Below are 22553 nucleotides of genomic sequence, written 5' to 3' on the forward strand. Positions count from 1 at the left end.
ATCTCCGCAAGGTGGGTTCAGTTACTACCTGGGCCCGAAGGCCATGACTCAGTAGCGTCGAGTGAACTCAAATTAACCTAGAAGCTCGACCCGAGCAAGCATCGATGCCCAACAAGTAGACGTCTTGACGAGTCGCGACAGCGTTTAAGGGCGGAATGGGCCGCCGTCTATCCGCACCCTTCGTCACTGATTGCACTGATTGTCGGGCGGACGCCTGGGTTTTCAAGCAATCTCCTCATCCCGAGCGGCATCGTCGGTCGTCGGCAAGACGATGCGCGCCGTCCAGCCCGTAACTGCTGCTAACAAACTGGTGTCGACGTTCATACCGCGGTTGGCTACCATACAGATAACGATCGGGAGGTTGAGGACCTAAGTGACAACAATCAGGGTATCTCCAGAAGCTACTTCATCTGCGGCCGAGAGGATTTCGCTCTCCGTTGCCGGGGTGCGCAAGGCCTTCGCCGACGGACTCACACGTGACGTGGGGTGGCGCAAGCGGCAGTTACTGGCTCTTCACGCGCTTGTGGCAGACAACGAGCAGGCGATTTCCGCCGCGCTCGACGAGGATCTCGGCCGTCCGCCGTTCGAAGCCTGGCTCGCCGATGTCGCGAGTGTGTCGGCCGAAGCGACTGACGCCGCAAAGAACGTGGCGAAATGGGCTCGCCGCAAATACCGACGCCTCGAGCTTTCGCAGCTACCAGGTCGCGGATGGATCGAGTACGAGCCCTACGGCACTGTGCTGATCATCGGCGCGTGGAACTTCCCATTCGCGCTAACTCTCGGGCCGGCGGTCGGTGCCATCGCCGCCGGCAACACGATCGTGCTCAAGCCATCCGAATTGGCGCCGGCGTCATCGACCCTCATGGCCGAACTGGTTCCGCATTACCTAGATCCGCGCGCGGTCGCAGTCGTGGAGGGCGACGGCGGAGTCAGCCAGGAGCTCATCCAACAGGGTTTCGACAAGATCTGTTTCACCGGTGGTACCGAGATCGGACGCAAGGTCTACGAAAGCGCGGCCGCCCAACTCACTCCGGTGACCCTCGAACTCGGTGGTAAGAGCCCGGTGATCGTAGCTGCTGATGCCGATCTCGACGTGGCGGCTAAGCGGATCGCGTGGACCAAGCTGATTAATTCGGGCCAGGTCTGCATCGCGCCGGACTATGTGCTGGCCGAAACCAGCATCAAAGACGAGCTGGTGGATCGAATCAGACAGTCCGTCGAAGCGTTCCAGGCCGAATCTGTCGGCGGCAAGCGGATCGTCAACGGGCGTCACTACGACCGGTTGGCGGGCGCGATTGCCGCTACGACTGGCGATGTGGTTATAGGCGGCGGCTGCGACAGGGACGCGTTGGAGATCGAGCCGACCGTTGTCGTCGATCCCGCGTTGGACGAGCCTCTAATGACCGAGGAGATCTTCGGGCCCGTATTGCCTGTCGTTTCCGTTCGTAATCTCGATGAAGCGATCCGCTTCGTCAACGCGCGGCCCAAACCGCTTGCGGCCTATCTGTTCACGCGATCCCGGTCCATCCGCGAGCGGGTGATCCGGGACGTGCCCGCCGGCGGCATGGTGGTGAATCATCTGCTCTTTCACTTCGCCACTACTCGGTTGCCGTTTGGTGGAGTTGGACCGTCTGGGATCGGGGCTTATCACGGCAAGTTCGGTTTCGAGGAATTTAGCCATCGCAAGTCGGTCCTCACCAAAACGACCCGTCCAGATCTGTCCAGGCTGGTCTACCCTCCGTATTCGGACTTGGCTTGGAAACTGGCCCGCAAACTCTTCTGACGCTTCCGCAACGAACACCGATTCTGAGCTGCACAGGTGTTGATAAAACGGCCGCGTTTCCGCACCGTGGCACCGGCAGGTGAGTTTCGGCCCCGGCGCAGCGAATAGGCGAGATGATGACCAACTATGGTATCGACCGCACACGTGGCTTCCAAGAGTGCCGCACTGCGTCCTGTCTGGTGGCAAGCAAGGTTCCGTGATTGAGGCCGGCGATCGGCGATACCGTTCAAAGCATGGACGGCGAATGTGCTTGCGCCCTTGCCATATTCGCATCGCAGGTGATTGACTTAACTGAATTTGAGCGGTATCCGAGAAGTAGCGATCGAAGTGTGAGGGCTCTGGTATTTGAGCGTTCGCCTCTGATCTCAGATCCCGATTGACATCGACCACGACGGAGTGACGACTCCGGTCACGTGACCTTGTCAGCTGGGGTTTCCCATACGTCAAGTCGTGCTGAAGCATTGCGCGACAGCGCATTTAACGAACGACAGAAGGAGTTTATCGATGGCCGTTTTTGTCGATGAGGATGAAGTCTATACCTATCTGGGTGGAATATTCCGGCGTGCAATGGAACAGGACACCCTCGCCAGCAAGCTCGCTGAATCGGGTGTAATACTCCGGATTCACTACACCGACCCTGACGCGAAGATCACCGTGGATATGTCCAACAAACTTGTCGAGACCGGTTCGCACAGTTCGGTCACTCCAAACGTTGAGTTGTTCATGACGGCCGATACCGGCAACCGATTCTGGCTCGGCAAGCTCAATCTGGCGATGGCGATGGCTAAAGGCACGGTCCGCGCGAAAGGACCGGTGCCGAAGTTGATCAAACTGATTCCGCAAGCCAAGAATCTGTTCCCGGAGTACCGATCGATGTTGGACGGCGCCAACAGGCAGGATCTTCTCGACGCGTAGGAGCGGTGCGGCAACAAACTTTTCTGGGGCGTCACTGAAACCAATTGGTCTGACTATCCGATTTTACTTCGAAGCGGTTTTACATTTCAAAGAATCTACTTGTACAGGAGGTCGACGGATGAAAACACGTGCTGCAGTACTTTGGGGCCTGGGACAGAAATGGGAGATCGAGGAGGTCGATCTCGATCCACCCGGGGCGGGTGAGGTTCTAGTTCAACTGGCGGCGACCGGATTGTGCCATTCCGACGAACACCTCGTCACCGGAGATCTCCCGTTCCCTCTCCCAGTTGTCGGCGGCCACGAGGGCGCCGGAACGGTGGTCGAAGTTGGCGCAGGGGTCGATGATATCGCCGAAGGCGACTCGGTAATCCTCACGTTCTTACCGGCCTGCGGCACATGCTCTTACTGCGCGCGCGGTATGGGGAACCTCTGCGACATGGGCGCGGCGCTCATGATGGGTCCGCAGATCGACGGTACGTACAGATTTCACTCGCGCGGCGAGGATGTCGGCCAGATGTGTCTGCTCGGTACGTTCTCCGAATACACGGTGGTTCCGAAGTCGTCAGTGGTCAAGATCGATCAGGGCACCCCCTTGGACAAGGCCGCCTTGATCGGATGTGGCGTAACGACGGGATACGGTTCGGCGGTCCGAACAGGAGAAGTGCGCGCGGGCGATACGGTCGTGGTCGTGGGAGCCGGGGGCATCGGCATGAATGCCATCCAAGGTGCCCGGATCGCCGGCGCCCTCACGATCGTGGCGGTCGATCCGGTCGAATTCAAACGGCAGCAAGCGACGACGTTCGGAGCGACGCACACCGCGACGTCGATGAACGACGCGTGGGATCTCGTTAGTGATATCACCAGAGGCAAGCTCGCCGACGTGTGCGTGCTTACGACGGATGTCGCTGAAGCCGCATACATCAGCGAGGCGTTGGCTCTCGTGGGTAAGCGCGGCCGGGTCGTCGTCACCGCCATCGGGCACCCCGAGGAAACGTCGATGTCGGGATCTCTTCTAGAATTGACACTGTACGAGAAGCAAATTCGAGGCGCACTTTACGGTTCGTCGAACGCGGCGCACGACATTCCCCGCCTGGTCGAACTCTACAACGCCGGATCGCTCAAGTTGGACGAGTTAATCACGCGCGACTACACGCTCGACCAGATCAATCAGGGCTACGAAGACATGCGATCGGGCCGCAACATCCGAGGTCTCGTCAGGTTCTGACGACGGAGCGGACGCCAATGTCGTGGCGCTGTGTTTCGTCTTTGGCACGAATACGGCGGCAGTCGGCTCGGCTTCAGCGCGCGGTGAAATCTGGTCGGCCGCAGGTCGCTTCGAGAAATTGTGGGGCGATCTGACGTGTCACGCTCACAAGCAGACTGGTGAGGACTCTTCGCGGTTGTCGGCCTTCCAATCGCTTGCGTCCGGCGAGTGGTGTTGGTGTACCAGTCGGACATAAATAGCGGTTTTGGCCGCAAGGACACCCGTCGCCGACGGCGATGCGGGGTGGAATGCGAGACCGACTTCGGCTGCCGGGGTACGCTCACCGATACAGGTGATGGTCGGTGCCGGGTGTACGCGTTGATCGTCACCGCCGTGTAATCCGGTTGACACGTCTGCCTTCGTGATCACGTCACAGCCAGCTGTGCCACACATTGCGATGCGGCGGCGGCCAAAGCACAGAGCCCGGCCTGACGCGCTATGCGCGTAGCGTACCTGACTGCGCGCAGATGCCCACCGAACACGTGGGTCCGGTAGTTACGCGCGATGTGGTTCATTAGTTCCCGCTGGCCGAACTTGTTTCCGAAGCGGCCAGGAGTTCGGCGCGGTCGGTGGGAAGACATTTGGTGATGGCCCGTTTAGCAAGCATGAAATCGCGTGGTCGATTGACGCAGTCGGCGGCGATGAGTTCGCCATCACGGAAGTAAAAGCAACTGAATTCTCTATGGCGCGACGGATCGCCGCTGAGCACGACTTCGTCGTATCCGGTGTTCAGACCGGCGATCTGGAGTTTGAGATCGTACTGGTCGGACCAGAACCACGGTAGCGCAGCGATGGCGCTGCGCTTCCCGCAGATGGTCGCCGCGGCGATCTTGGCCTGCTCGCCGGCGCTCGGCACCGATTCCAGCCGAATGCGTGAACCGTATCGGGCCATCACGTGGCTGGTGCAGTCGCCGGCGGCCACGATGTCCGGATCGCTGGTGCGGGCCTGGTCATCGATCACGATGCCATTATCGACGGATAATCCTGCGGCTGAAGCGAGTTCGGTGTTGGGTACCACGCCGACACCGACGATCACCACATCGGCAGGAAGTAATGCGCCGTCCGCCAGCACTACCTCTCGCACGTTGCCGTTGCCGGTGAAGGCTTCGACGAGGGCCTGAGTCCTAATGTCCACGCCCGCGTCGCGGTGGATCCGCGTGAAGAACGCCGACACCTCCGGCGCGATAACCCGTTCAAGTACACGATCCGTCGCCTCCAGCACAGTGACCTGCGGCGAGTTGGTCGAGGCCTTCGAAGTCGTTGGGGTTGATGGCCTTTCGTTGCAAGATTGAGAAGTAGATTTCGACTTGGTTGAGCCAGGATGCGTGGATCGGTAGGTGCACCAGGTCGCGGTCGGCCAGGTGGTGTGCATGCGTTCGATCGAGCGTGTCCCGTTGTGCGATGAGCCGTTGTCCACGACCCAGAACACCCGCCGGGCCGACGCATAGGGTTCGGTGGTCATGACGTGGGCCACCACTTTCTCGAAGAGGTCGATACCGGTCTTGGGGGCGATCTGGCCGAGCACCCGGGCGTGGTGGACGTCGTAGGCGGCGAAATAGGCCAGGGTGCCGCCGCGGCGGTACTCGAATTCCACGCGCCGGGTCCGCCCGGGTGCTGATAGTTGTCCGCGGTGGCGCCGGTGTAGGGCTTGCAGATGGGATTTCTCGTCGGCGCTGATCACGTAGTCGCCGGGTCCGAGGGGTTTGCCGTGCCACGACCGGGCGTACAGGTCGAGTACCCGGGCGGCTTTGATCGCGAAGTCGGGGTCACGCGGGTAAGTCCAGGATCTGTGCTGCCAGGGTTTGATCGCGTCAGCGGCCAGCCAGCGGCGCACCGTAGCCGGCGAGATCGTCTCGGCGATCCCACGACCGATCACCTCGCCGGCTAATTCAGTGCTCGACCACCGCGACAACGGCGCACCGGTCTCGGCGGGCAGCGTGCACGCTAGTGCCTTGACCTCGGCGACCTGCACCGGTGTGAACCGTTCGGCGCCGTCCGCTGCGGGGCAGGTCATCGAGCCCGCCCAGACCTGTCTGGGTGAACCGGCGGCGCCATTTGCGCACCCGTGTCGACGTGCACACCTACCCCGGCGGCGATCGCGGAGTTGGTGGCGCCCTTGCGCTGCCGCGAGTACCATCGGTGCGCGGATCACCTCACGGTGCGCCGTGGTCGCCGACCGGGACCTGGCCTGCAGAACAGACTCGTCCAACGAGCTCAACTCGATGATGAACGCACTGGCTATCGTCATGGTTCCGTTGTCCCGCAATCGCGTTCGCTACCCGGACGCGACACGCCGTCGTCGTTGACATCACCATTCGCCCAGGTGGTCCACGATGAGCAGATGGCGACGATCCCCGACTCGACCAAGGCCTCCTTCCATCAACGGCTGACCGAGCATTCCCGCCGACGGTGGCCGCAACTGCGTGAGATACACCTGCGCTACCGCGCCGGTTTCGCCTACATCGACGGTGTCCTGCCCGACGGAGAAGTGTTGCGACTGTGCCGATTGCGCTACGGCGGCTCAGCACGAAACTGGGGCTTCGCCATCCGTCTTCTGCTGAGCCGCTCATGATTGAGGTGGGCAGAAACGAGTCTTGTAGTCGTCGTGACTGGCCCGGTAGAGCGCCACCCGATACCCCTTCACTTCCTGACTCCAGGATCGCGCTGCCGGGCACGCGGGGTCAACCCCAAGTGCTGACCTGAGAAGTTGGGAACACAGATGGCTGGTGGCTGACCGCTGGGTGCGGTGTGGTCGCGGGCTCGGTGCAAGTCTCCGCAAGGTTGGTAGAGGTGATGGGCAGGACAGCGCCTGAGGCAACGTCGGATCTCCTTGGTGGTGCGCCCTTCGGCGCGACACCGTTCGACGTAGGCCCGTGTGTCTGAGATGAAGCGTCTCACCGACGGCTGCTCCGGCTGTGAGAGATCACGCATTTTGCCCGAGAACGTGACAACAATGCAGAATCGGCCTCGGTCTGACACAACTGACCCTGGCGGGAGTGAAGCCGAGAAAGTCGAGCTTCTCGACCGTTCGGCGACGCTCTGGACTGTCCATCTGACGCGATGGGGCTTCTCGTCGGGCGCTACCGCTCCGGCCGATAGCCGGCCGCTGATTGACGCAGCTCCCAGATCTGGGCTGGGCAAAGAATATCGACTGCGTTACTTACAAGGTAGTTCACCGATTCCTCGTCATTGGGTGTGATCTCATTCCGCACATCGGCGACGACCACACCGTAGGTATCGCCTCGTTGCATAGCATCACAAATTGTGCGTCCATATCCAACTGCATCGTTGTTCGGGAACTGATAGTGGCGTCGAAACGCAACGTTGTACGTGAACTCGATCTCCGGTGCCGGTTTAGCGGCAGCCGGCTGAGCAAACGCCAAAAACGCTAGGGCCGCAAGGACTGCCGCGCCGATCGATCTCTGCACCGTTCCCGTCACCACCGCATCGCCCTTTCACTCGTGATCCTGACTTAGTAGCCTTCGTGACCCGTCCAATTATCCGAACGTGGCCGCTGCATATGCAGCTTGGCTGGACACCCGTCCTGTAGTGTCGGGGCGACAGGCCACCTTCGGGTTCGTCGCGGATGGCTCTTCTGCGCGACGCCGCCCATCACGACGGAAGTCATCGGGAAAGCATACGCCGAATGGCCGGTTGATTCGGCCGTCTCGGCGGGTGTGATGCCGGCAGGGCCGCCTGGACCTAACCCCCGACGAACTTACGACCGCGACTACTAGTCTGCTGTCAGGGCTCCGCACCTGGTAGCCGCGGTACAGACAGGCCTCGTCTTCCCCGAAATGTCTTCCACGAAATCGACCTCCACGGAACGTGCGGTGCACTTCGATGGCTGTACTGGTGGTGAGCATGGCCATGGAGACGGCGCCTCGGGCAGGTTCGGCTCCGGCGAGATGTGCACCGCGGCGTACGGGCTCACGCAGGTCGTGTTCGGACAATCGCGAGGGGCCGTTCCGGATCAGCGTCCGTCGAGCATCACGTGGATGCTCCGGTCGTTGGCCCAGATGGTGACGGTGCGCCGCGCCAGGGCTGCTGTGAACTTCATCTGTTGGTTGCCGGGCAACACCAATCGCGCGCGTGGGGTGAGGTCGGCTTCCCATTCGACAGCGTGAATATCGTTGTCGACCAGACTGTCTGAGTGCACCACCGACGCCGGTGCCGGCACCGGCTGGGGTGGATCACACGATCGACCACTGAAGACGTCAGTGGGTCCACCAGCGTCGGCAGCGCAGCGACGGGTGCGATGGGAGCGGGCCAAAACAGCGTCGCCGGGGCGGCCATGGCCAGTGACTGATGCGGCCGGGGTGTGGTTGAAGCCGTTTACCCACGCGTCGATCGATGCTTGTGCGGTCTCGACGTCGGAGAACGCTCCGGCGGCGTCGAGCAGTTCACGGCACAGGGTCTTGTGCCAGCGTTCGATCTTGCCCGTCCTTGTCGGTGAGCGTGGTTTGGTCAGCCCGGTGGTGATCCCGTTCTCCCGGCAGATCCGTTCGAACAACACTTCGGCGGGATAGGGCTTGGTGAACCTGCCGGTGAACTGTTTCCCGTTGTCGGTCAACACTTCCGACGGAACACCATGACGTGTCATCGCTGCGGTAAGGCTTGGCACACCGCGCGCGCCGAGGGCTTGGTCACCACCGTGGCAATCACCACGAACCGGGAGTGATCGTCGATCCCGGTCACCAACTTGCACTCACCTCCATCGGCCAGAAATACCCCGCCCATGATGTCGAGCTACCACAGCGGCATCGCGCTGCCAGCGCCGGTACTTGCGCTTGTGGTTCTGCTGCTGGGCGGCCACGAAGCCGTGACGTACCAGAACCCGATGCACGCTTGATCGCGAGGGTGAAGACTCAATGTCACGGAGTCCGATCTCATGGGCGATCCGTTGCGGCCCCACCGTGGGTAGGTCCTGCGCAGCTCGCAGATCATCGCCACCATGCCGGGCGCGAGCTCATTCGGCGAGCTATGAGGCCGGCGTGAACCGTCTACCAACCCAGCCAGCCCGCCGACCCGGTACCGGGCGACCCAGGAGTGCACCGATTGGCGCGAGGTTCCAAACTCCCGAGCAACCTGAGCTTTCGGCGCGCATTCAAGAACCTGCAGAACGGCGCGGTATCGGTGTTCGGTCACCCAGTCGCCGGGACTACCCGGCAGCTCATCAGTCACAAAATCAAGATCAAACCAGACCCGTCAAGCAAGTCCTGAACCCGTCAAAGATGTCTAGAACCCATGGCGTCCAACATGTTCTTGAACCTTTCCATTGACAGGGAGGTGACGGGAGGACGGCTCGAAGTGGCTTCATCTGACGGTGATCACGGATCCGGATGGTCTGGATTGGTGATCTCGAAGGTGAGGGTTCGAAAGGGTGCGATCAAAAGTGGAGCAGTTCGTGGCGATCCGCCTGGATCATCGGGTGGAGGGGCTATCGATTAGGGCGCTGGCCGACAAGCACGGTGTGCACCGGAGTGTCAGCTCCGGTTGAATTCTGCGCAGCCTGCTCCGGGGTGGTTTCTAGGGGCGGTCGCAACCCCATTTTGATGATCCCGGGTTCGTGCACCGTGTGTTCACCGCCGATCGGCCAAATCAGTTGTGGCTCATCGATATCACTTAACACGTTACGACCGAGGGCAAGCTACATCTGTGCGGTCAACGGCGTGTTTTCTAATCGTATAGTTGGTTACTCGATCGATTGCCGATGAAATCGCAGTTGGCGGTCAACGCGTTTGCATCTGGCCATCATTCTTCGCAATCCCGTTGCGACAGTGGTTCATTCCGATTGAGCAGCTAATTTCGGTTCCACATCGTCCCAGAACTCCTCCGGATACGCCTTCGCCATGATCGGCATCCTTCCACCGAGAACCCCACGATCCTCAGATATCAGGCGTCAACCGAACCTTCAAGACCCCTCAGACACACGATGGTGTGCATCGAACCCTGGGCGGTTCAAAGACCGATCTGCTTGGCGATGATCTCCTTCATGATCTCGGTGGTGCCGCCGCCGATGCCGAGAATGCGCGAATCGCGGTAGTGGCGTTCGACTTCGGTCTCACGCAGGTAGCCCATACCGCCGTGCAACTGAACGGCGGTATCGACCGCGAGGTTGCATGCGGCGACGGCCGCATTCTTGGCCATTGACACCATACGCACATCGGTGTCGCCCGCAACGATGCGGTCGACGGCGGCACGGGTGTAGGTGCGTGCCACGTCAACGGCGGTAGCCATGTCGACGACCTTGTGGCGAATGACCTGACGGGTTGACAGTGCTCGCCCGAACGTCTCGCGCTTCTTCACCCACTGCAGGGTGAGGTCGAGGCAGCGCTGCGCCGTGGCGTAGCACTGCACCGCAATGAAGGCACGCTCAACTTGAAACTGCTGCATGATCTGGATGAAGCCGCTGTTCTCGGGGCCGACGAGGTTGCCTGCGGGGACACGCACGTCGGCGTAGCCCAGTTCGGCGGTGTCCGAGCACCACCAGCCCATCTTCTTCAGCTTGGTCGACACGGTGAATCCGGGTGTGTCGCGCTCGACGACGAGCAGCGAAATTCCGCCTGCGCCAGGGCCGCCGGTGCGCACGGCCGTCGTCACGAAGTCGGCGCGCACCGCCGATGTGATGAACATCTTCGCTCCGTTGACGACGTAATGATCGCCGTCGCGAACTGCGGTCGTGCGGATCCCCGCGACGTCGGAACCGGTGTCGGGTTCGGTCACGCCGAGGCTGCCGATCTTCTCGCCGGCGAGAGTGGGCGCGACGAACCGGCGGACCTGGTCCGGATCTCGGTGGGCGGCCATGTGCGGCAAGGCGATGTTGTGTGTCAACAGGCTCGCCAGCACCCCCGACGAGCCGCCGGCCTCCATCACGCCCTCGGTGAGAAGGACGAGGTCGCGCAGGTCGCCGCCGGCGCCGCCGACTTCTTCGGCGAAGCCGATACCGAGCAGGCCCGCCTTAGCCGCGCTGCGGTGCAATTCGCGTGGTAGTTCTCCGGCCTCCTCCCATTCGGTGACGTACGGGGCGATCTCCTTGTGTGTGAAGGCCTGCGCGAGATCGGTCAGGGCGCGGCGCTCAGGGGTCTCCCACGGGCTGACCACCGCGGTGCCCGACTGCTCGTCCAACTGGGTCATCGTGATGCTCCTCCTGCTCGACCCGAGGCATGTTCTGCCACGGTTGTCACCCGACGTTAATTGTGGCTAACATTACCGCGTAAGCAGATCGGCGTCGATGCTCGCTCGGAGGAATACCTTGGTTCACGTCCTACCCGATCACGTCGATGCAACGGCGCCCGGCTACCTCGAGAACCGCGACGGCCTGAGCGCTCAACTCGACGCCATCGCGGAGCAGCTGGCGCAGGCCAATGCCGGTGGCGGACCGAAGTACGTTGCGCGGCATCGTAAACGGGGCAAGTTGCTCGTCCGAGAACGCATTGAACTCCTGCTCGATCCCGACACGGCGTTCCTGGAACTGTGCCCCTTCGCCGCATGGGGCACCCGGTTCCCCGTCGGAGGCAGTGTGGTGGTCGGCATCGGCATCGTCGAGGGAATCGAGTCGATGATCATCGCTCACGACCCCACTGTTCGTGGGGGCGCATCGAACCCGTACACGTTCCGAAAAGTGTTCCGCGGCATGGCTATCGCGCGGGAGAACCGACTGCCCATCATCAACATCGTCGAGTCCGGCGGTGCCGACCTGCCCACACAAGCGGAGATCTTCGTGCCCGGCGGGCAGCTGTTCCACGACCTGACACAGCACAGCGCAGCAGGGTTGCCGACCGTGGCGTTGGTCTTCGGTAATTCGACCGCTGGCGGTGCCTACATCCCTGGCATGTGCGACTACGTCGTGATGGTGCGCAATCGCTCCAAGGTGTTCCTCGGCGGTCCGCCGTTGGTGAAGATGGCCACCGGAGAGGTCTCCGACGACGAATCGCTCGGCGGCGCCGATATGCACGCGCGCACTTCGGGGTTGGCCGATTTCATGGCCGAGGACGAGCAGGATGCGATCCGCATCGGCCGGCGCATCATGGCGCGGCTCAACTGGCGGAAGTGTGGCACCGGGCCCACATTGCCGCCGCACCCGCCGGTGTACGACCCCGATCAGCTGCTCGGCATCGCGTCGGTTGATCCGAAGGTTCCCTTCGACCCCCGCGACGTCATCGCCCGAGTGGTCGACGGATCGGCCTTCGACGAGTTCAAACCGCTGTACGGCACGTCGCTGGTCACCGGCTGGGCCTCGATCCACGGCTTTCCGGTCGGGATCCTCGCCAATGCGCGGGGCATCTTGTTCAGTGAGGAGGCCGAGAAGGGCTCGCAGTTCATTCAGCTGGCGAATCAGATCGACACGCCCCTGATCTTCCTGCAGAACACAACCGGATTCATGGTCGGCGCCGAGTACGAGCAGGGAGGCATCATCAAAGACGGCGCGAAGATGATCAACGCCGTGTCGAATAGCGCTGTCCCGCACGTGACCATCACCATGGGTGCGTCGTACGGTGCCGGGAACTACGGCATGTGCGGTCGGTCGTACTCGCCGCGGTTCCTGTTCGCCTGGCCCAACTCGAAGTCGGCGGTCATGGGTCCGGCGCAACTGGCCGGAGTGCTGTCCATCGTGGCGCGCGAGTCCGCCGCCGACCGCGGGCTGCCCTTCGACGAGGACGCCGACGCCCAGATGCGCACCGCGGTCGAGGAACAAATCGAGCGGGAATCCGTCGCCCTGGCCAACAGCGGTCGCCTCTATGACGACGGAATCATCGATCCTCGCGACACGCGGACGGTTCTCGGTTTCTGTCTGTCGGTCATCCACAACGGCGAAGTTCGTGGCCAGCGCGGCTACGGCGTCTTCCGGATGTGATGACGATGCCCAAGATCTCCAAGGTACTGGTGGCCAACCGTGGTGAAATCGCACGGCGAGTGTTCCGCACTTGCCGCGACCTCGGGATCGCCACGGTGGCCGTCTATTCCGACGCAGACGCCGACGCGTGGCATGTCGCCGACGCGGACGAGGCGGTGCGCCTCCCCGGCTCGTCCCCCGCCGAGACCTACCTCGACATGCGACGGATCATCGCCGCGGCCTCGCTCACCGGCGCCGACGCCGTTCACCCCGGTTACGGCTTCCTGTCCGAGAACGCCGCGTTCGCGCGGGCCTGTGCCGCGGCCGGCCTGGTCTTCGTCGGCCCACCGGCCGAGGCGATCGACGCAATGGGCTCGAAGTTAGCGGCCAAGAAGATGATCTCCGACGCAGGCGTTCCCGTACTCCCCGGTGGCGACACGACGGGGTTGTCTGCCGAACACCTCGCGAAGTTGGCGTCCGACGTCGGCTACCCGGTTCTGGTGAAGGCCAGCGCTGGTGGCGGCGGCCGGGGTATGCGCGTGGTCACCTCGCCGGATGAACTCGAGGAGGCGGTGGCCTCCGCCTCGCGTGAGGCTGCTGCCGCGTTCGCCGACGGCACCGTCTTCCTCGAGCGATACATCCAGCGCCCGCGACACGTCGAGATCCAGGTCATGGCCGACACGCACGGAAACGTCGTCTCTCTGTTCGAGCGCGAGTGCTCCGTGCAGCGTCGACACCAGAAAGTCATCGAAGAAGCGCCGTCCCCGGTCGTCGACGAGGAGTTGCGTGCACGGATGAGCGAGGCCGCCGTCGCTGCCGCGCGCGCGGTCGGGTACGTAGGCGCCGGCACGGTTGAGTTCGTCTACGACGTGGGCCGGGACGGCATGGGCGGCTCCTTCGCCTTCCTCGAGATGAACACCCGGCTGCAGGTCGAGCACCCCGTCACGGAGCTGATCACGGGCCTCGACCTGGTGCGGGCCCAGCTGCTGGTTGCGATGGGCCGCCCTCTGCCCGACGAGATGCACAACCCGCGAATTCGCGGTCACGCGATCGAGGCCCGTTTGTGCGCCGAGGATCCAACCGACGACTACCGGCCCTGCACGGGCACCCTGCGCACCATGGATGTTCCAGCGCTTACCGGCGTGCGGGTCGATTCGGGATTCCGCGCCGGTTCAGTCGTCGGTCACCACTACGATTCGCTGCTCGCCAAGGTCATCGCGTGGGCACCAACGCGCGACGAGGCCCTCTCCAGTCTCTCGGCGGCGCTGGCCGGCGCCCGTATTCACGGCGTCACCACCAATCGCGACCTGTTGGTGCGAACCCTGCGCCACGACGAGTTCGCCGGGTGCGGCACCGACACCGGATTCCTGCAACGACACGACGTGGCCGAACTCGGCGCGCCCCTGGCTGACTCACACGCCGAGAGTCTGCACGCCATCGCGGCGACCGTGGCCGGTGTGGCCGCTCGGCGTGCCGTCGCGCCCCTGCAAGCGTCACTGCCCGCCGGTTGGCGCAACAACCCCTCGCAAGCGCAGACCACAACCTGGCAAACGCAAACCGGGCGCGACATACGCATCGGATACACCCTGCATCCGACGGGAACGTCGTTGAGCGTCGATCACCAACCGTCGGCCGACCTCGCGGTCGTGGTGGGGAGCACCGAATCCGTCGTGTTGAGCGTGGGCGGAGTGCGCCGAACGTTCCACGTGCTCATCGACGGCGATCTCGCCCATGTCGACTCGGTCCTGGGCTATACCGCCTTACGAGTGGTGCCGCGCTTCGTCGACCCGAGCACGTTGACCCCGCCGGGTTCCCTCACGGCACCGATGCCCGGCTCGGTGGTCCGACTACCAATCGCCGAGGGCGAGACGGTGTCAGCCGGACAGACGCTCGTCGTCCTCGAGGCGATGAAGATGGAGCACACCGTCGCCAGCCCGATCGACGGCGTGTTGAGCGCCCTGCCGGTCGAGGTCGGCCAGCAGGTTTCCACCGGCGATGTACTCGCCGTGGTCGAGGCGGTGGACGGCGGCGAGGCGGCCTGCGCCATACAGCCCTAGGTAAAGCCAGCGCGCTGCCGACCGGCCGCGTGCTACCGCACGACGTCAGGAATGTCATGGAATTACACGAGACTGAGGAACGCCAAGACCTGCGCAAGGCGGTCGCCGAGATGGCCAAGGACTTCGGCCACAAGTACTACCTCGAGAAGTCACTCGCCGGCGAGAAGACCACCGAACTGTGGCGGGCCGTAGGCAAGCAGGGCTTCCTCGGCGTGAACCTGTCCGAGGAGTACGGCGGCGGCGGCGGCGGCATCTACGACATGCAGATCGTCGGTGAGGAACTCGCCGCGGCCGGATGCCCGCTGCTGATGACCGTCGTTTCGCCGACCATTTGCGGCACCATCATTCAGGCCTTCGGCAGTGAGGAACTCAAGCAACGATGGCTGCCCGGCATCGCGAGCGGCGAAACGATCATGGCCTTCGCGATCACCGAGCCGGATGCGGGCTCGAACTCGCACAACATCTCCACGACCGCCAAACGCGACGGTGACGACTGGGTCGTCAACGGCACCAAGTACTACATCTCCGGCGTCGACGAGGCCGAAGCCATTCTGGTCGTCACCCGGACGTCCACCAACGACCGTGGTCGCGGCCTTTTGAGCCTGCTCGTCGTGCCCACCGATGCACCTGGATTGACCAAGTCCCTCATCCCGGTGCAGGCCGTCACTCCGGAGAAGCAATTCACCCTATTCTTCGATAACGTTCGTGTGCCAGCCGCCAACCTGATCGGCGCAGAGAACGAAGGGCTGCGCCAGGTCTTCATGGGCTTGAACCCTGAGCGGATCATGGGCGCAGCACTAGGCAACGGCATCGGCCTTTACGCGCTCGACAAAGCCGCCAACTACGCACGTGAGCGGCACGTATGGGGAGCGCCAATTGGCTCGCACCAGGGTGTATCGCACCCGCTCGCCCACGCCAAGATCCAGGTCGAACTGGCGCGCTTGATGACCCAGCGCGCCGCCTCCCTGCACGACGCAGGCGACCCCGGGTCGGGTGAGGCGTCCAACATGGCGAAGTACGCCGCGGCCGAGGCAGGCATCCTGGCGCTCGACCAGGCGATTCAGACCCACGGCGGCAACGGCATGGCCACCGAGTACGGCCTCGCCACGCTCTGGGGCCCGGCCCGACTCATGCGCACCGCCCCCATCAGCCGCGAGATGATCCTCAATTTCGTGGCGCAGCACAGCCTGCGTCTTCCAGCGTCCTACTGAGCCGGCGGAAACGGAAAGAGATCACATGCAACGCGGCATCGGTCATTGGGTCACCCGGCGTTCCTTCCTCAACGCCGGGCGTACCGCGCTGATCAGCAACGGCGAGCACATCACCTACGCCGACTTGGATCGGCGCACCAACCAGCTCGCCGCCGCCTTGATCGCGCTCGGCGTGCGAAAAGGCGACAGGGTCGCAGTGCTGCTGGTCAATTCGGCCGAGTTCATCGAGGTGCTGCTGGGCTGCGCCAAGATCGGCGCTATCACCGTACCGCTCAACGTGCGGCTTGCTGCACCCGAGATCGGGTACATCCTGGCCGACTCCGGGGCCGACGTCCTCATCTTCCACGAGCCGTTGGCCGCACAAGCCACGACAGCCGTCACCGAATCCGGAGCCCGCGTGCGCCATATCGTGCGCGCCGGTGGGGTGCCGGCGACGGGTGAGCTCAGTTACGACGACCTCGTCTCAGGCGGAACGCTCGACGCGATTAACGGCGATGTCGAGGGCCGCGACCCGGCGTTCATCATGTATACGTCGGGGACGACCGGCCGACCCAAGGGCGCGATCCTCACCCACGACAACCTGCTGTGGAACGCGATCAACGTCCTCGGCACCGATATCGGCGTGCGGGGCGACGACGTCACGGCCGCGGTGGCGCCGATGTTCCACATCGGTGGCTTGGGTGTGCACACACTGCCGCTGCTCTACGTCGGCGGCACCAGCGTCATCATGCCCGCCTTCGACCCGCGAGCAACGCTGCAAGCGATGGCCGACCACCAAGTAACGATTCAGTTCATGGTGCCGGCCATGTGGGCCGCGCTCATGAAGGTGCCCGACTTCGACTCCTTCGACCTGTCCGCGCTGCGTTTCGCTATGGGCGGCGGGTCACCCGTTCCCCTGACGGTGATCGATTTCATGCGCGAGCGTGGTGTGCCCTTCACCGAGGGCTTCGGCATGACCGAGACCGCCCCGTTGGTGACCGTCCTGGACGCCGAGAACACCAGCACTCGGGCGGGGTCGATTGGCCGCGTGGCGATGCACGTCGACGCTCGCATCGTCGACGACCACGATCGCGAAGTCGCGATCGACACTGTGGGTGAGTTGATTGTGCGTGGCCCCAACGTGTTTACAGGCTACTGGATGAAGCCCGAGGCGAGCGCTGAGGCGTTCCGCGGAGGCTGGTTCCACACGGGCGACCTCGGACGCATGGACGCCGAGGGATACATCACCCTCGTCGACCGCAAGAAGGACATGATCATCTCCGGCGGCGAGAACGTCTACCCGATCGAGGTCGAGCAGGTTCTGTTCCGTCACCCGGCGGTACTCGACGCCGCTGTGATCGGAGGCGCGGACGCGAAGTGGGGGGAACGCGTCGTCGCGGTCGTCGTCGCCCAACCCGCGGTGGAAGCGCCGAGCGCCCAAGAGATAGTGGACTGGTGTCGTGAGCGGCTGGCACATTTCAAGTGCCCGCGCGACGTGCACTTCGTCGACGAACTGCCACGCAACGCCACCGGCAAGCTGCTCAAGACCGAGCTGCGTACGCAGTTCACAGGCATCGAGGCCGGAGTCGTTCTGCGCTGAGTGGCCTGCGCAGCGCCTCGCGGGTTCGGGGCAGGGTCTCTCAATCGACGTGCTGATGCGAGAATTTGGCAACAACGGCCGAGTTCAGCAGTTGCGTTGTCCTTTTCGAAGACGGTGCGGTGGGTGTCGACGCAGGAAACCCGGGCGTCGATAGGACTATCGTTCTGCGGAGCACTCCACACGTAATGATCGCGACGAACTGATAGGAGGCACGAACGCGTCTGGCTTGCGCCGCAAATTGCTTCTTGAGGCCGCCGCCGACCTGTTCGCGCGCCAAGGCTTCCACTCGGTGGGTATTGATGACATCGGTGCCGCAGCGGGGGTGAGCGGGCCAGCGGCCACTTCCAGAATAAGGATGCAATCCTGCGCGAACTGTGCGACTCCGCAATGACTGAGCTGTTAGCCGGCGCGCGACGCGCCACGACGGCCAAGACGCCGTCGGAGGTCCTGCGCACCCTGGTCGAGCTGCATGCGGCTTTCGGCGCTCGGCACCGTGGCCTGCTGGCCGTCTACGCCCGCGGGCACCGCTCACTATCGCCGCTTGCCACCCGTGCCCTTCGGGTGCCGACAGCGCAGCTACGAGGCCATCTGGGTCGACGCGCTGGTACTGGCGCGCGACGATCTGGACGACGTACGCGCACAGGGCCTAGTTGTCGCCGTGCTGTCTTTGCTGAACGCGGCCGCGCACATGCCCGCGTCGCTGGACGACGCGACAGTCGAGGCAATGCTGAACAGCGCGGCAGCTGCCGCGCTGTTCAGCGCGAGCAATGACCGGTTACGCTCGACGGCCGGCTGAGATTGCTCAGGTGTTGAAGCCGCCCCCGCAGATCAAGACCTGGCCGCTGATGTAGTCCGACTCGGGAAAGCACAGGAGGTAGACGGCACCCGCGCCGTCGGCTGGCGTTCCGGCCCTACCAAGTGGGATGGCGCATTCCATGGTCGCGAGAAGATCGGGGTTGACGCCGACCGCTAGTTCGCGACCCTGGATGTCGATCGTCCCGTCGCCACCGGCGGGAGCCTCGGTAAGGCGGGTGCGGATGAGCCCGAACGCGACCGCGTCGAGCGTCACGTTATAGCGGCCCCACTCCTTCGACATGGCCTTCGTGAGCCCGAGGACGCCGGCCTTTCCCGAGGAGTAGTTCGCCTGACCGGCGTTGCCCCCTGTACCCGCGATCGAGGAGATGTTGACGACCTTGCGGCACGCGACGTCACCGGCCTCGCTCGTTCTTCACCGCCGCGCTGATCACCGGCTGGGCCGCGCGCAAGGTCCGGAACGGCGCTTTCAGGTGCACGTCGAGGATCGCATCCCACTGTTCGTCGCTCATCTTCTGCACCACCGAGTCCCAGCTGTAGCCGGCATTGTTGACGATGATGTCCACTCCGCCGTACTCATCGACGGCCGTCTGCACGAAACGTTCGGCGAAACCGTCCTCGGTGACACTGCCCGCGCACACGACCGCAGTGCCACCGGCAGCTTCGATCGCAGCCACCGTCTCCTTCGCCGGCCCGGCGTCGAGGTCGTTCACGACCACCTTGGCGCCGTCGCCTGCCAGCTTCTTGGCGATGGCACGTCCGATGCCGCGCCCCGACCCGGAGACGAGCGCGATCTTGCCGTCCAGCTTTCCCATGCTGGGTTCGACGTTTTCTTCGTGGGTACCACCGGCGTCGTGCCGGGCGTTCAGCGTGCGTCGAGCAGCGATTCGGGAATGTCCACCACGCGGGACCGCACGTACTCCCCGAATCCCTTGGCTTGCGCGTCCGGCCGGGTCGATGATGCGACACCATCGCCGAGCAGGCCGAACACCACCACGTTGAGGGCGCGCAGGTTCGGCAGCTCGAAGCGCTCGATTCGCAGGTTCGCCGCTTCTGGCCCGAGCAGCGTGCGCAGACGCTCGACGCTGAGATACTCCCGTGCCCAGGCGTAGCCGCGGTCGTCGCGGGCCCACAGTCCTAGGTTCGCGTTGCCGCCCTTGTCCCCGGACCGCGCGCCGAGGACACTCCCGAGTGGCGCACGCCGCGTCGGCCCGGTGGGTGCGGGTGGAGTGGCGGGCGCGGCGGGCACAGCCGAAGGCGCTACGCCGGTGGGCGGGTCGGCGATCGCGTGCCGATTTCCAGCAGCATCGACGAGGACGTGCGTCAGGGCCGTGCGCGGCACGAGTGCCGGTCGGTAGATGCCGAACGCGGTCTCCGAGGACGGCGGCGTGGTCGTGTGAAAGCCAGCGAAACCGGCCAGTGCGATCTCCATGATTCCGCCGGAGAACGCCCGGCCGACCTTGCGCGGGTCCGCGTCCTTGACCGTGACACGCAGGTGCGCGCACGCCTGCTCGTTCGTCGGTGCATCGGCGACGTCGAAACGCAGCAGCCGCACATCGACTTCGTCGAAGGCGTCGCGTCCGCCGAGAACGTCGAAAAGCTGCTGTTCGGCGAAGGCCGCCTTCTCCTCGATGTCGAGGCCGGTGAGCACCATGGTCATCGAGTTACGGAATCCGCCCAGCTCGTTCAGCGCGACTTTGAGCGTGTCGGGTGGGTGGCTGCCTTTGGTGCCGCTGATGGCGACACGGTGCTCACCCCGTTGGCTCAGGCGGATGGTGTCGAAGTGGGTCACGACGTCGGGGCCGAGATAGGCCGGTTCGGCGATCTCGGCGATCGGAAACCCCGGATAGCGGCGGTCGGTGACCTCGCCCAGGAACGCGTAGTTGCCACCTGTCGCCTGCGGGCCACACTCGATCACGTGCCCGGCGACCACGGCACCCGCGAGCCGATCCCAGTCACCTGGTGCCCAGCTGTGCCACCAGGCGGCAGGACCGACCACCAGTGAGGCGTCAGTGACGCGGCCAGTCACGACGACGTCGGCGCCCGAGCGCAGCGCCTCGGTGATGCCCCAGGCGCCGAGGTAGGCGTTGGCCGACACCGGTTTGGTCTCGCCGACGGGCGGCGTGATCGCGTCGAGGCTGCCGCGCAGGTCGTCGCCCTCGACGTGTGCGACGCGCGCGGTGAGGCCGAGACGTGCGGCCAGCTCCCGCAACGCGGTGGCCAGGCCAGCGGGATTCAGCCCGCCCGCGTTCGCGACGACCTTGATGCGACGGTCCAGGCAGGTGCCCAGCACCTGTTCCATCTGGGTGAGGAACGTGCGAGCGTATCCGCCGTTCGGGTCCTTGGCCTGGGCCTTGGCCAAGATGAGCATGGTCAGTTCGGCCAGGTAATCTCCGCACAGAACGTCGATCGGGCCGCCCTCGACCATCTCTCGGGCCGCGGCCATGCGGTCGCCGTAGAAGCCGGAACAGTTGCCGATGCGGATCGGGCCGCTCACCGCGACACCCCTGCGAACTGGCCTGCGGAGCGCCCTCCGCCAGGGGGCCCGGCGAAGGCCTGCGCGATGGAGAGCCATTGATCGGCGATGGAACCGTCGGCGATCAGGGACATGTCATCGCGGTGGCGGCGCTGAGTCACCAACAGGCAGAAGTCCAGTGCGGGTCCGCGCACCCGATCGTGGGCGTCAGCCGGCCCCCACGTCCAGACGGTGCCGTCAGGGGCTGCCAGCTCGACGCGTATCGGGTCGGTGAGGGGATCCAGACCGTTGGCCAGGTAGCTGAACGCGCGCGCACCCACCCCGATGTGGGCCACGTGCCGCAGCCGTGCCGTGACCTCCCTAGTCGCGCCGAGCGCGTCGGCGACGTCCTGGCCGTGCGCCCAGGTTTCCATCAGCCGCGCGGTGAGCGACGAGACCGCGCTCATCGGCGGGCCGAACCACGGCAGGCGCGTCGCCGGTTCGATGCCTGCGAAAGTGCTGACCAGTGCGGCACGCGACGCGTCGAACCAGGCGAGGACGTCCGCTGCCGGCATGAATTGGTAGCGCGCCGCGATGACGTCGGGAGAGATGCTGTCGTCGGCCATCATCGGGAGGTACTCAGTGCTGAAACCCTCGGGGTCGATCGCCGAGCGCACCGCCACGTCGTCGAAGAAGGCCAGATGACTGATCTGGTCGCGGATGGTCCACCCAACGGCCGGAGTCGGCGCGTCCCAGCCCTGCAGACCTTCGGGCAGCGGCGCGACCAACTCGCGTATGGCGGCCGTCTCCGCTTCGATGTCGGTGATAACCGACTGCATGGTCACCGCCATGTCAGCGTCCCTTCCATTGTGGTGCGCGCTTCTCTCGGAACGCGGTCGGGCCCTCCTGCGCATCGTCGCTCAGGTAGACCGGCTCCCAGATCTCGTCTGCCAGGTCGTAGGCCGCAGCGAGGTGATGCTGTGCCGAGAGGTACACGGTCCGCTTGGATGCGAGCACCGACAGCGGAGCGTTCGCGGCGATCCCAAGTGCCAACTGCTGAGCACGCTCACACAACTGCTCGGCCGGTACCACCTCATTGACCAGGCCGACCTGGTGGGCGCGTTCGGCGGTGATCGGGTCGCCGGTCAGCAGTATCTGCATGGCGATGCGGGGCGGCACCAGCCACGACAGGGGCGCCGCCCAGGGCGACCCGCGGCCCACTTTGACCTCGCTGACCGCGAACGTGGCGTGTTCGGCGGCCACCACCAGGTCGCACTGTTGTGCGAGCAGGAAGCCGCCGGCGAACGCGATACCGTTGACCGCCGCGATCGTCGGCTTCTCGACGTCGATGTTGCGGCCGAACTGCGGAGCGAAGTCCTTCGGCGGCACTCTGAGCGCGTTGTGCGCCATCTCCTTCAGGTCGCCGCCCGCGCAGAACGCCTTCTCACCCGCGCCCGTGAGGACGAGCACCTTCGCCGCGTCGTCGTCGTTGAAGCGGCGCACCGCGTCGAACAGACCTGTGCGTACGGCATTGTTGAGCGCGTTGCGCGCCTCGGGACGGTCAATCGTCACCCAAGCCACCCCGTCGACGACCTCGTAGCGAATCGGTTGCTCGCCCACTGGTCCTCCGCTTCTCTTAA

The 22553-nt window shown here is 64.2% G+C and carries 14 protein-coding genes and 3 pseudogenes; 9 read left to right on the top strand and 8 right to left on the bottom strand.

The genetic code is table 11. The annotated features are described in order from the left end of the window. Nucleotides 1-373 precede the first annotated feature (373 nt). The 3 genes from A7G45_RS20015 to A7G45_RS20025 all read left to right on the top strand — a co-directional run bounded on the left by A7G45_RS20015 (nucleotide 374) and on the right by A7G45_RS20025 (nucleotide 3923). Nucleotides 374-1783, top strand: coding sequence for an aldehyde dehydrogenase family protein (locus A7G45_RS20015; protein ID WP_061003261.1), 1410 nt, complete (start codon nucleotides 374-376; stop codon nucleotides 1781-1783). A gap of 504 nt (nucleotides 1784-2287) precedes the next feature. Continuing rightward, on the top strand, nucleotides 2288-2698 hold the full coding sequence (locus A7G45_RS20020) for an SCP2 sterol-binding domain-containing protein (RefSeq protein ID WP_061003262.1): 411 nt from the start codon (nucleotides 2288-2290) through the stop codon (nucleotides 2696-2698). A 118-nt stretch (nucleotides 2699-2816) separates the two neighbouring features. Then, nucleotides 2817-3923 carry an NDMA-dependent alcohol dehydrogenase gene (locus tag A7G45_RS20025; RefSeq protein WP_260939843.1) on the top strand — a complete coding sequence of 369 codons (1107 nt, stop codon included), beginning with the start codon at nucleotides 2817-2819 and terminating at the stop codon, nucleotides 3921-3923. A gap of 553 nt (nucleotides 3924-4476) precedes the next feature. Here A7G45_RS20025 and A7G45_RS20030 read toward each other — a convergent pair. Then, a complete protein-coding gene (locus A7G45_RS20030; RefSeq protein WP_260939844.1) occupies nucleotides 4477-5976 on the bottom strand; it encodes an FAD-dependent oxidoreductase in 1500 nt (499 codons plus the stop codon). Nucleotides 5977-6303: 327 nt separating this feature from the next. On the opposite strand from A7G45_RS20030, the gene A7G45_RS20035 reads away from it, so the two are divergent. Then, entirely contained in the window at nucleotides 6304-6534 is a 231-nt protein-coding gene (locus A7G45_RS20035; protein WP_162563499.1) for a hypothetical protein, read from the top strand. A gap of 508 nt (nucleotides 6535-7042) precedes the next feature. Here A7G45_RS20035 and A7G45_RS20040 read toward each other — a convergent pair. The 3 genes and pseudogenes from A7G45_RS20040 to A7G45_RS20050 all read right to left on the bottom strand — a co-directional run bounded on the left by A7G45_RS20040 (nucleotide 7043) and on the right by A7G45_RS20050 (nucleotide 11099). Next, on the bottom strand, nucleotides 7043-7402 hold the full coding sequence (locus tag A7G45_RS20040) for a DUF732 domain-containing protein (RefSeq protein ID WP_234785398.1): 360 nt from the start codon (nucleotides 7400-7402) through the stop codon (nucleotides 7043-7045). A 387-nt stretch (nucleotides 7403-7789) separates the two neighbouring features. Beyond that, nucleotides 7790-9146: pseudogene (locus A7G45_RS20045) on the bottom strand (IS481 family transposase); the annotation flags it as partial. Nucleotides 9147-9923: 777 nt separating this feature from the next. Continuing rightward, a complete protein-coding gene (locus A7G45_RS20050; RefSeq protein ID WP_260939849.1) occupies nucleotides 9924-11099 on the bottom strand; it encodes an acyl-CoA dehydrogenase family protein in 1176 nt (391 codons plus the stop codon). A 118-nt stretch (nucleotides 11100-11217) separates the two neighbouring features. Here A7G45_RS20050 and A7G45_RS20055 point away from each other — a divergent pair, with 118 nt between their 5' ends. From A7G45_RS20055 to A7G45_RS20075, 5 genes and pseudogenes are all read left to right on the top strand, one after another. Beyond that, nucleotides 11218-12819 (top strand): acyl-CoA carboxylase subunit beta, encoded by a 1602-nt coding sequence (locus tag A7G45_RS20055; RefSeq protein ID WP_082763686.1) that lies wholly within the window; start codon nucleotides 11218-11220, stop codon nucleotides 12817-12819. Nucleotides 12820-12824: 5 nt separating this feature from the next. Further along, nucleotides 12825-14855 carry an acetyl/propionyl/methylcrotonyl-CoA carboxylase subunit alpha gene (locus A7G45_RS20060; protein WP_260939851.1) on the top strand — a complete coding sequence of 677 codons (2031 nt, stop codon included), beginning with the start codon at nucleotides 12825-12827 and terminating at the stop codon, nucleotides 14853-14855. 56 nt (nucleotides 14856-14911) lie between these two features. After that, nucleotides 14912-16066: an acyl-CoA dehydrogenase family protein gene (locus tag A7G45_RS20065; protein ID WP_061003862.1), complete on the top strand. Its 1155-nt coding sequence runs from the start codon at nucleotides 14912-14914 to the stop codon at nucleotides 16064-16066. Between the two features lie 25 nt (nucleotides 16067-16091). After that, the gene (locus A7G45_RS20070) at nucleotides 16092-17645 is read left to right on the top strand and encodes an acyl-CoA synthetase (RefSeq protein ID WP_061003864.1); all 1554 of its coding nucleotides are present in this window, start codon (nucleotides 16092-16094) and stop codon (nucleotides 17643-17645) included. A gap of 202 nt (nucleotides 17646-17847) precedes the next feature. Continuing rightward, a pseudogene (locus A7G45_RS20075) lies at nucleotides 17848-18441 on the top strand (TetR/AcrR family transcriptional regulator). Nucleotides 18442-18447: 6 nt separating this feature from the next. Here A7G45_RS20075 and A7G45_RS20080 read toward each other — a convergent pair. From A7G45_RS20080 to A7G45_RS20095, 4 genes and pseudogenes are all read right to left on the bottom strand, one after another. Further along, nucleotides 18448-19273: pseudogene (locus tag A7G45_RS20080) on the bottom strand (SDR family NAD(P)-dependent oxidoreductase). A 50-nt stretch (nucleotides 19274-19323) separates the two neighbouring features. Further along, the gene (locus tag A7G45_RS20085; protein WP_061003866.1) at nucleotides 19324-20955 is read right to left on the bottom strand and encodes an acyclic terpene utilization AtuA family protein; all 1632 of its coding nucleotides are present in this window, start codon (nucleotides 20953-20955) and stop codon (nucleotides 19324-19326) included. Beyond that, nucleotides 20952-21764 (bottom strand): TIGR03084 family metal-binding protein, encoded by an 813-nt coding sequence (locus A7G45_RS20090; protein WP_061003868.1) that lies wholly within the window; start codon nucleotides 21762-21764, stop codon nucleotides 20952-20954. Before A7G45_RS20090 ends, A7G45_RS20085 begins: the two co-directional genes overlap by 4 nt. Before the next feature lies 1 nt (nucleotide 21765). Further along, nucleotides 21766-22533: an enoyl-CoA hydratase/isomerase family protein gene (locus tag A7G45_RS20095; protein WP_061003870.1), complete on the bottom strand. Its 768-nt coding sequence runs from the start codon at nucleotides 22531-22533 to the stop codon at nucleotides 21766-21768. Between the last annotated feature and the right edge of the window lie 20 nt (nucleotides 22534-22553).

Source organism: Mycolicibacterium llatzerense (genome assembly GCF_025331195.1).
Taxonomy (GTDB): domain Bacteria; phylum Actinomycetota; class Actinomycetes; order Mycobacteriales; family Mycobacteriaceae; genus Mycobacterium; species Mycobacterium llatzerense.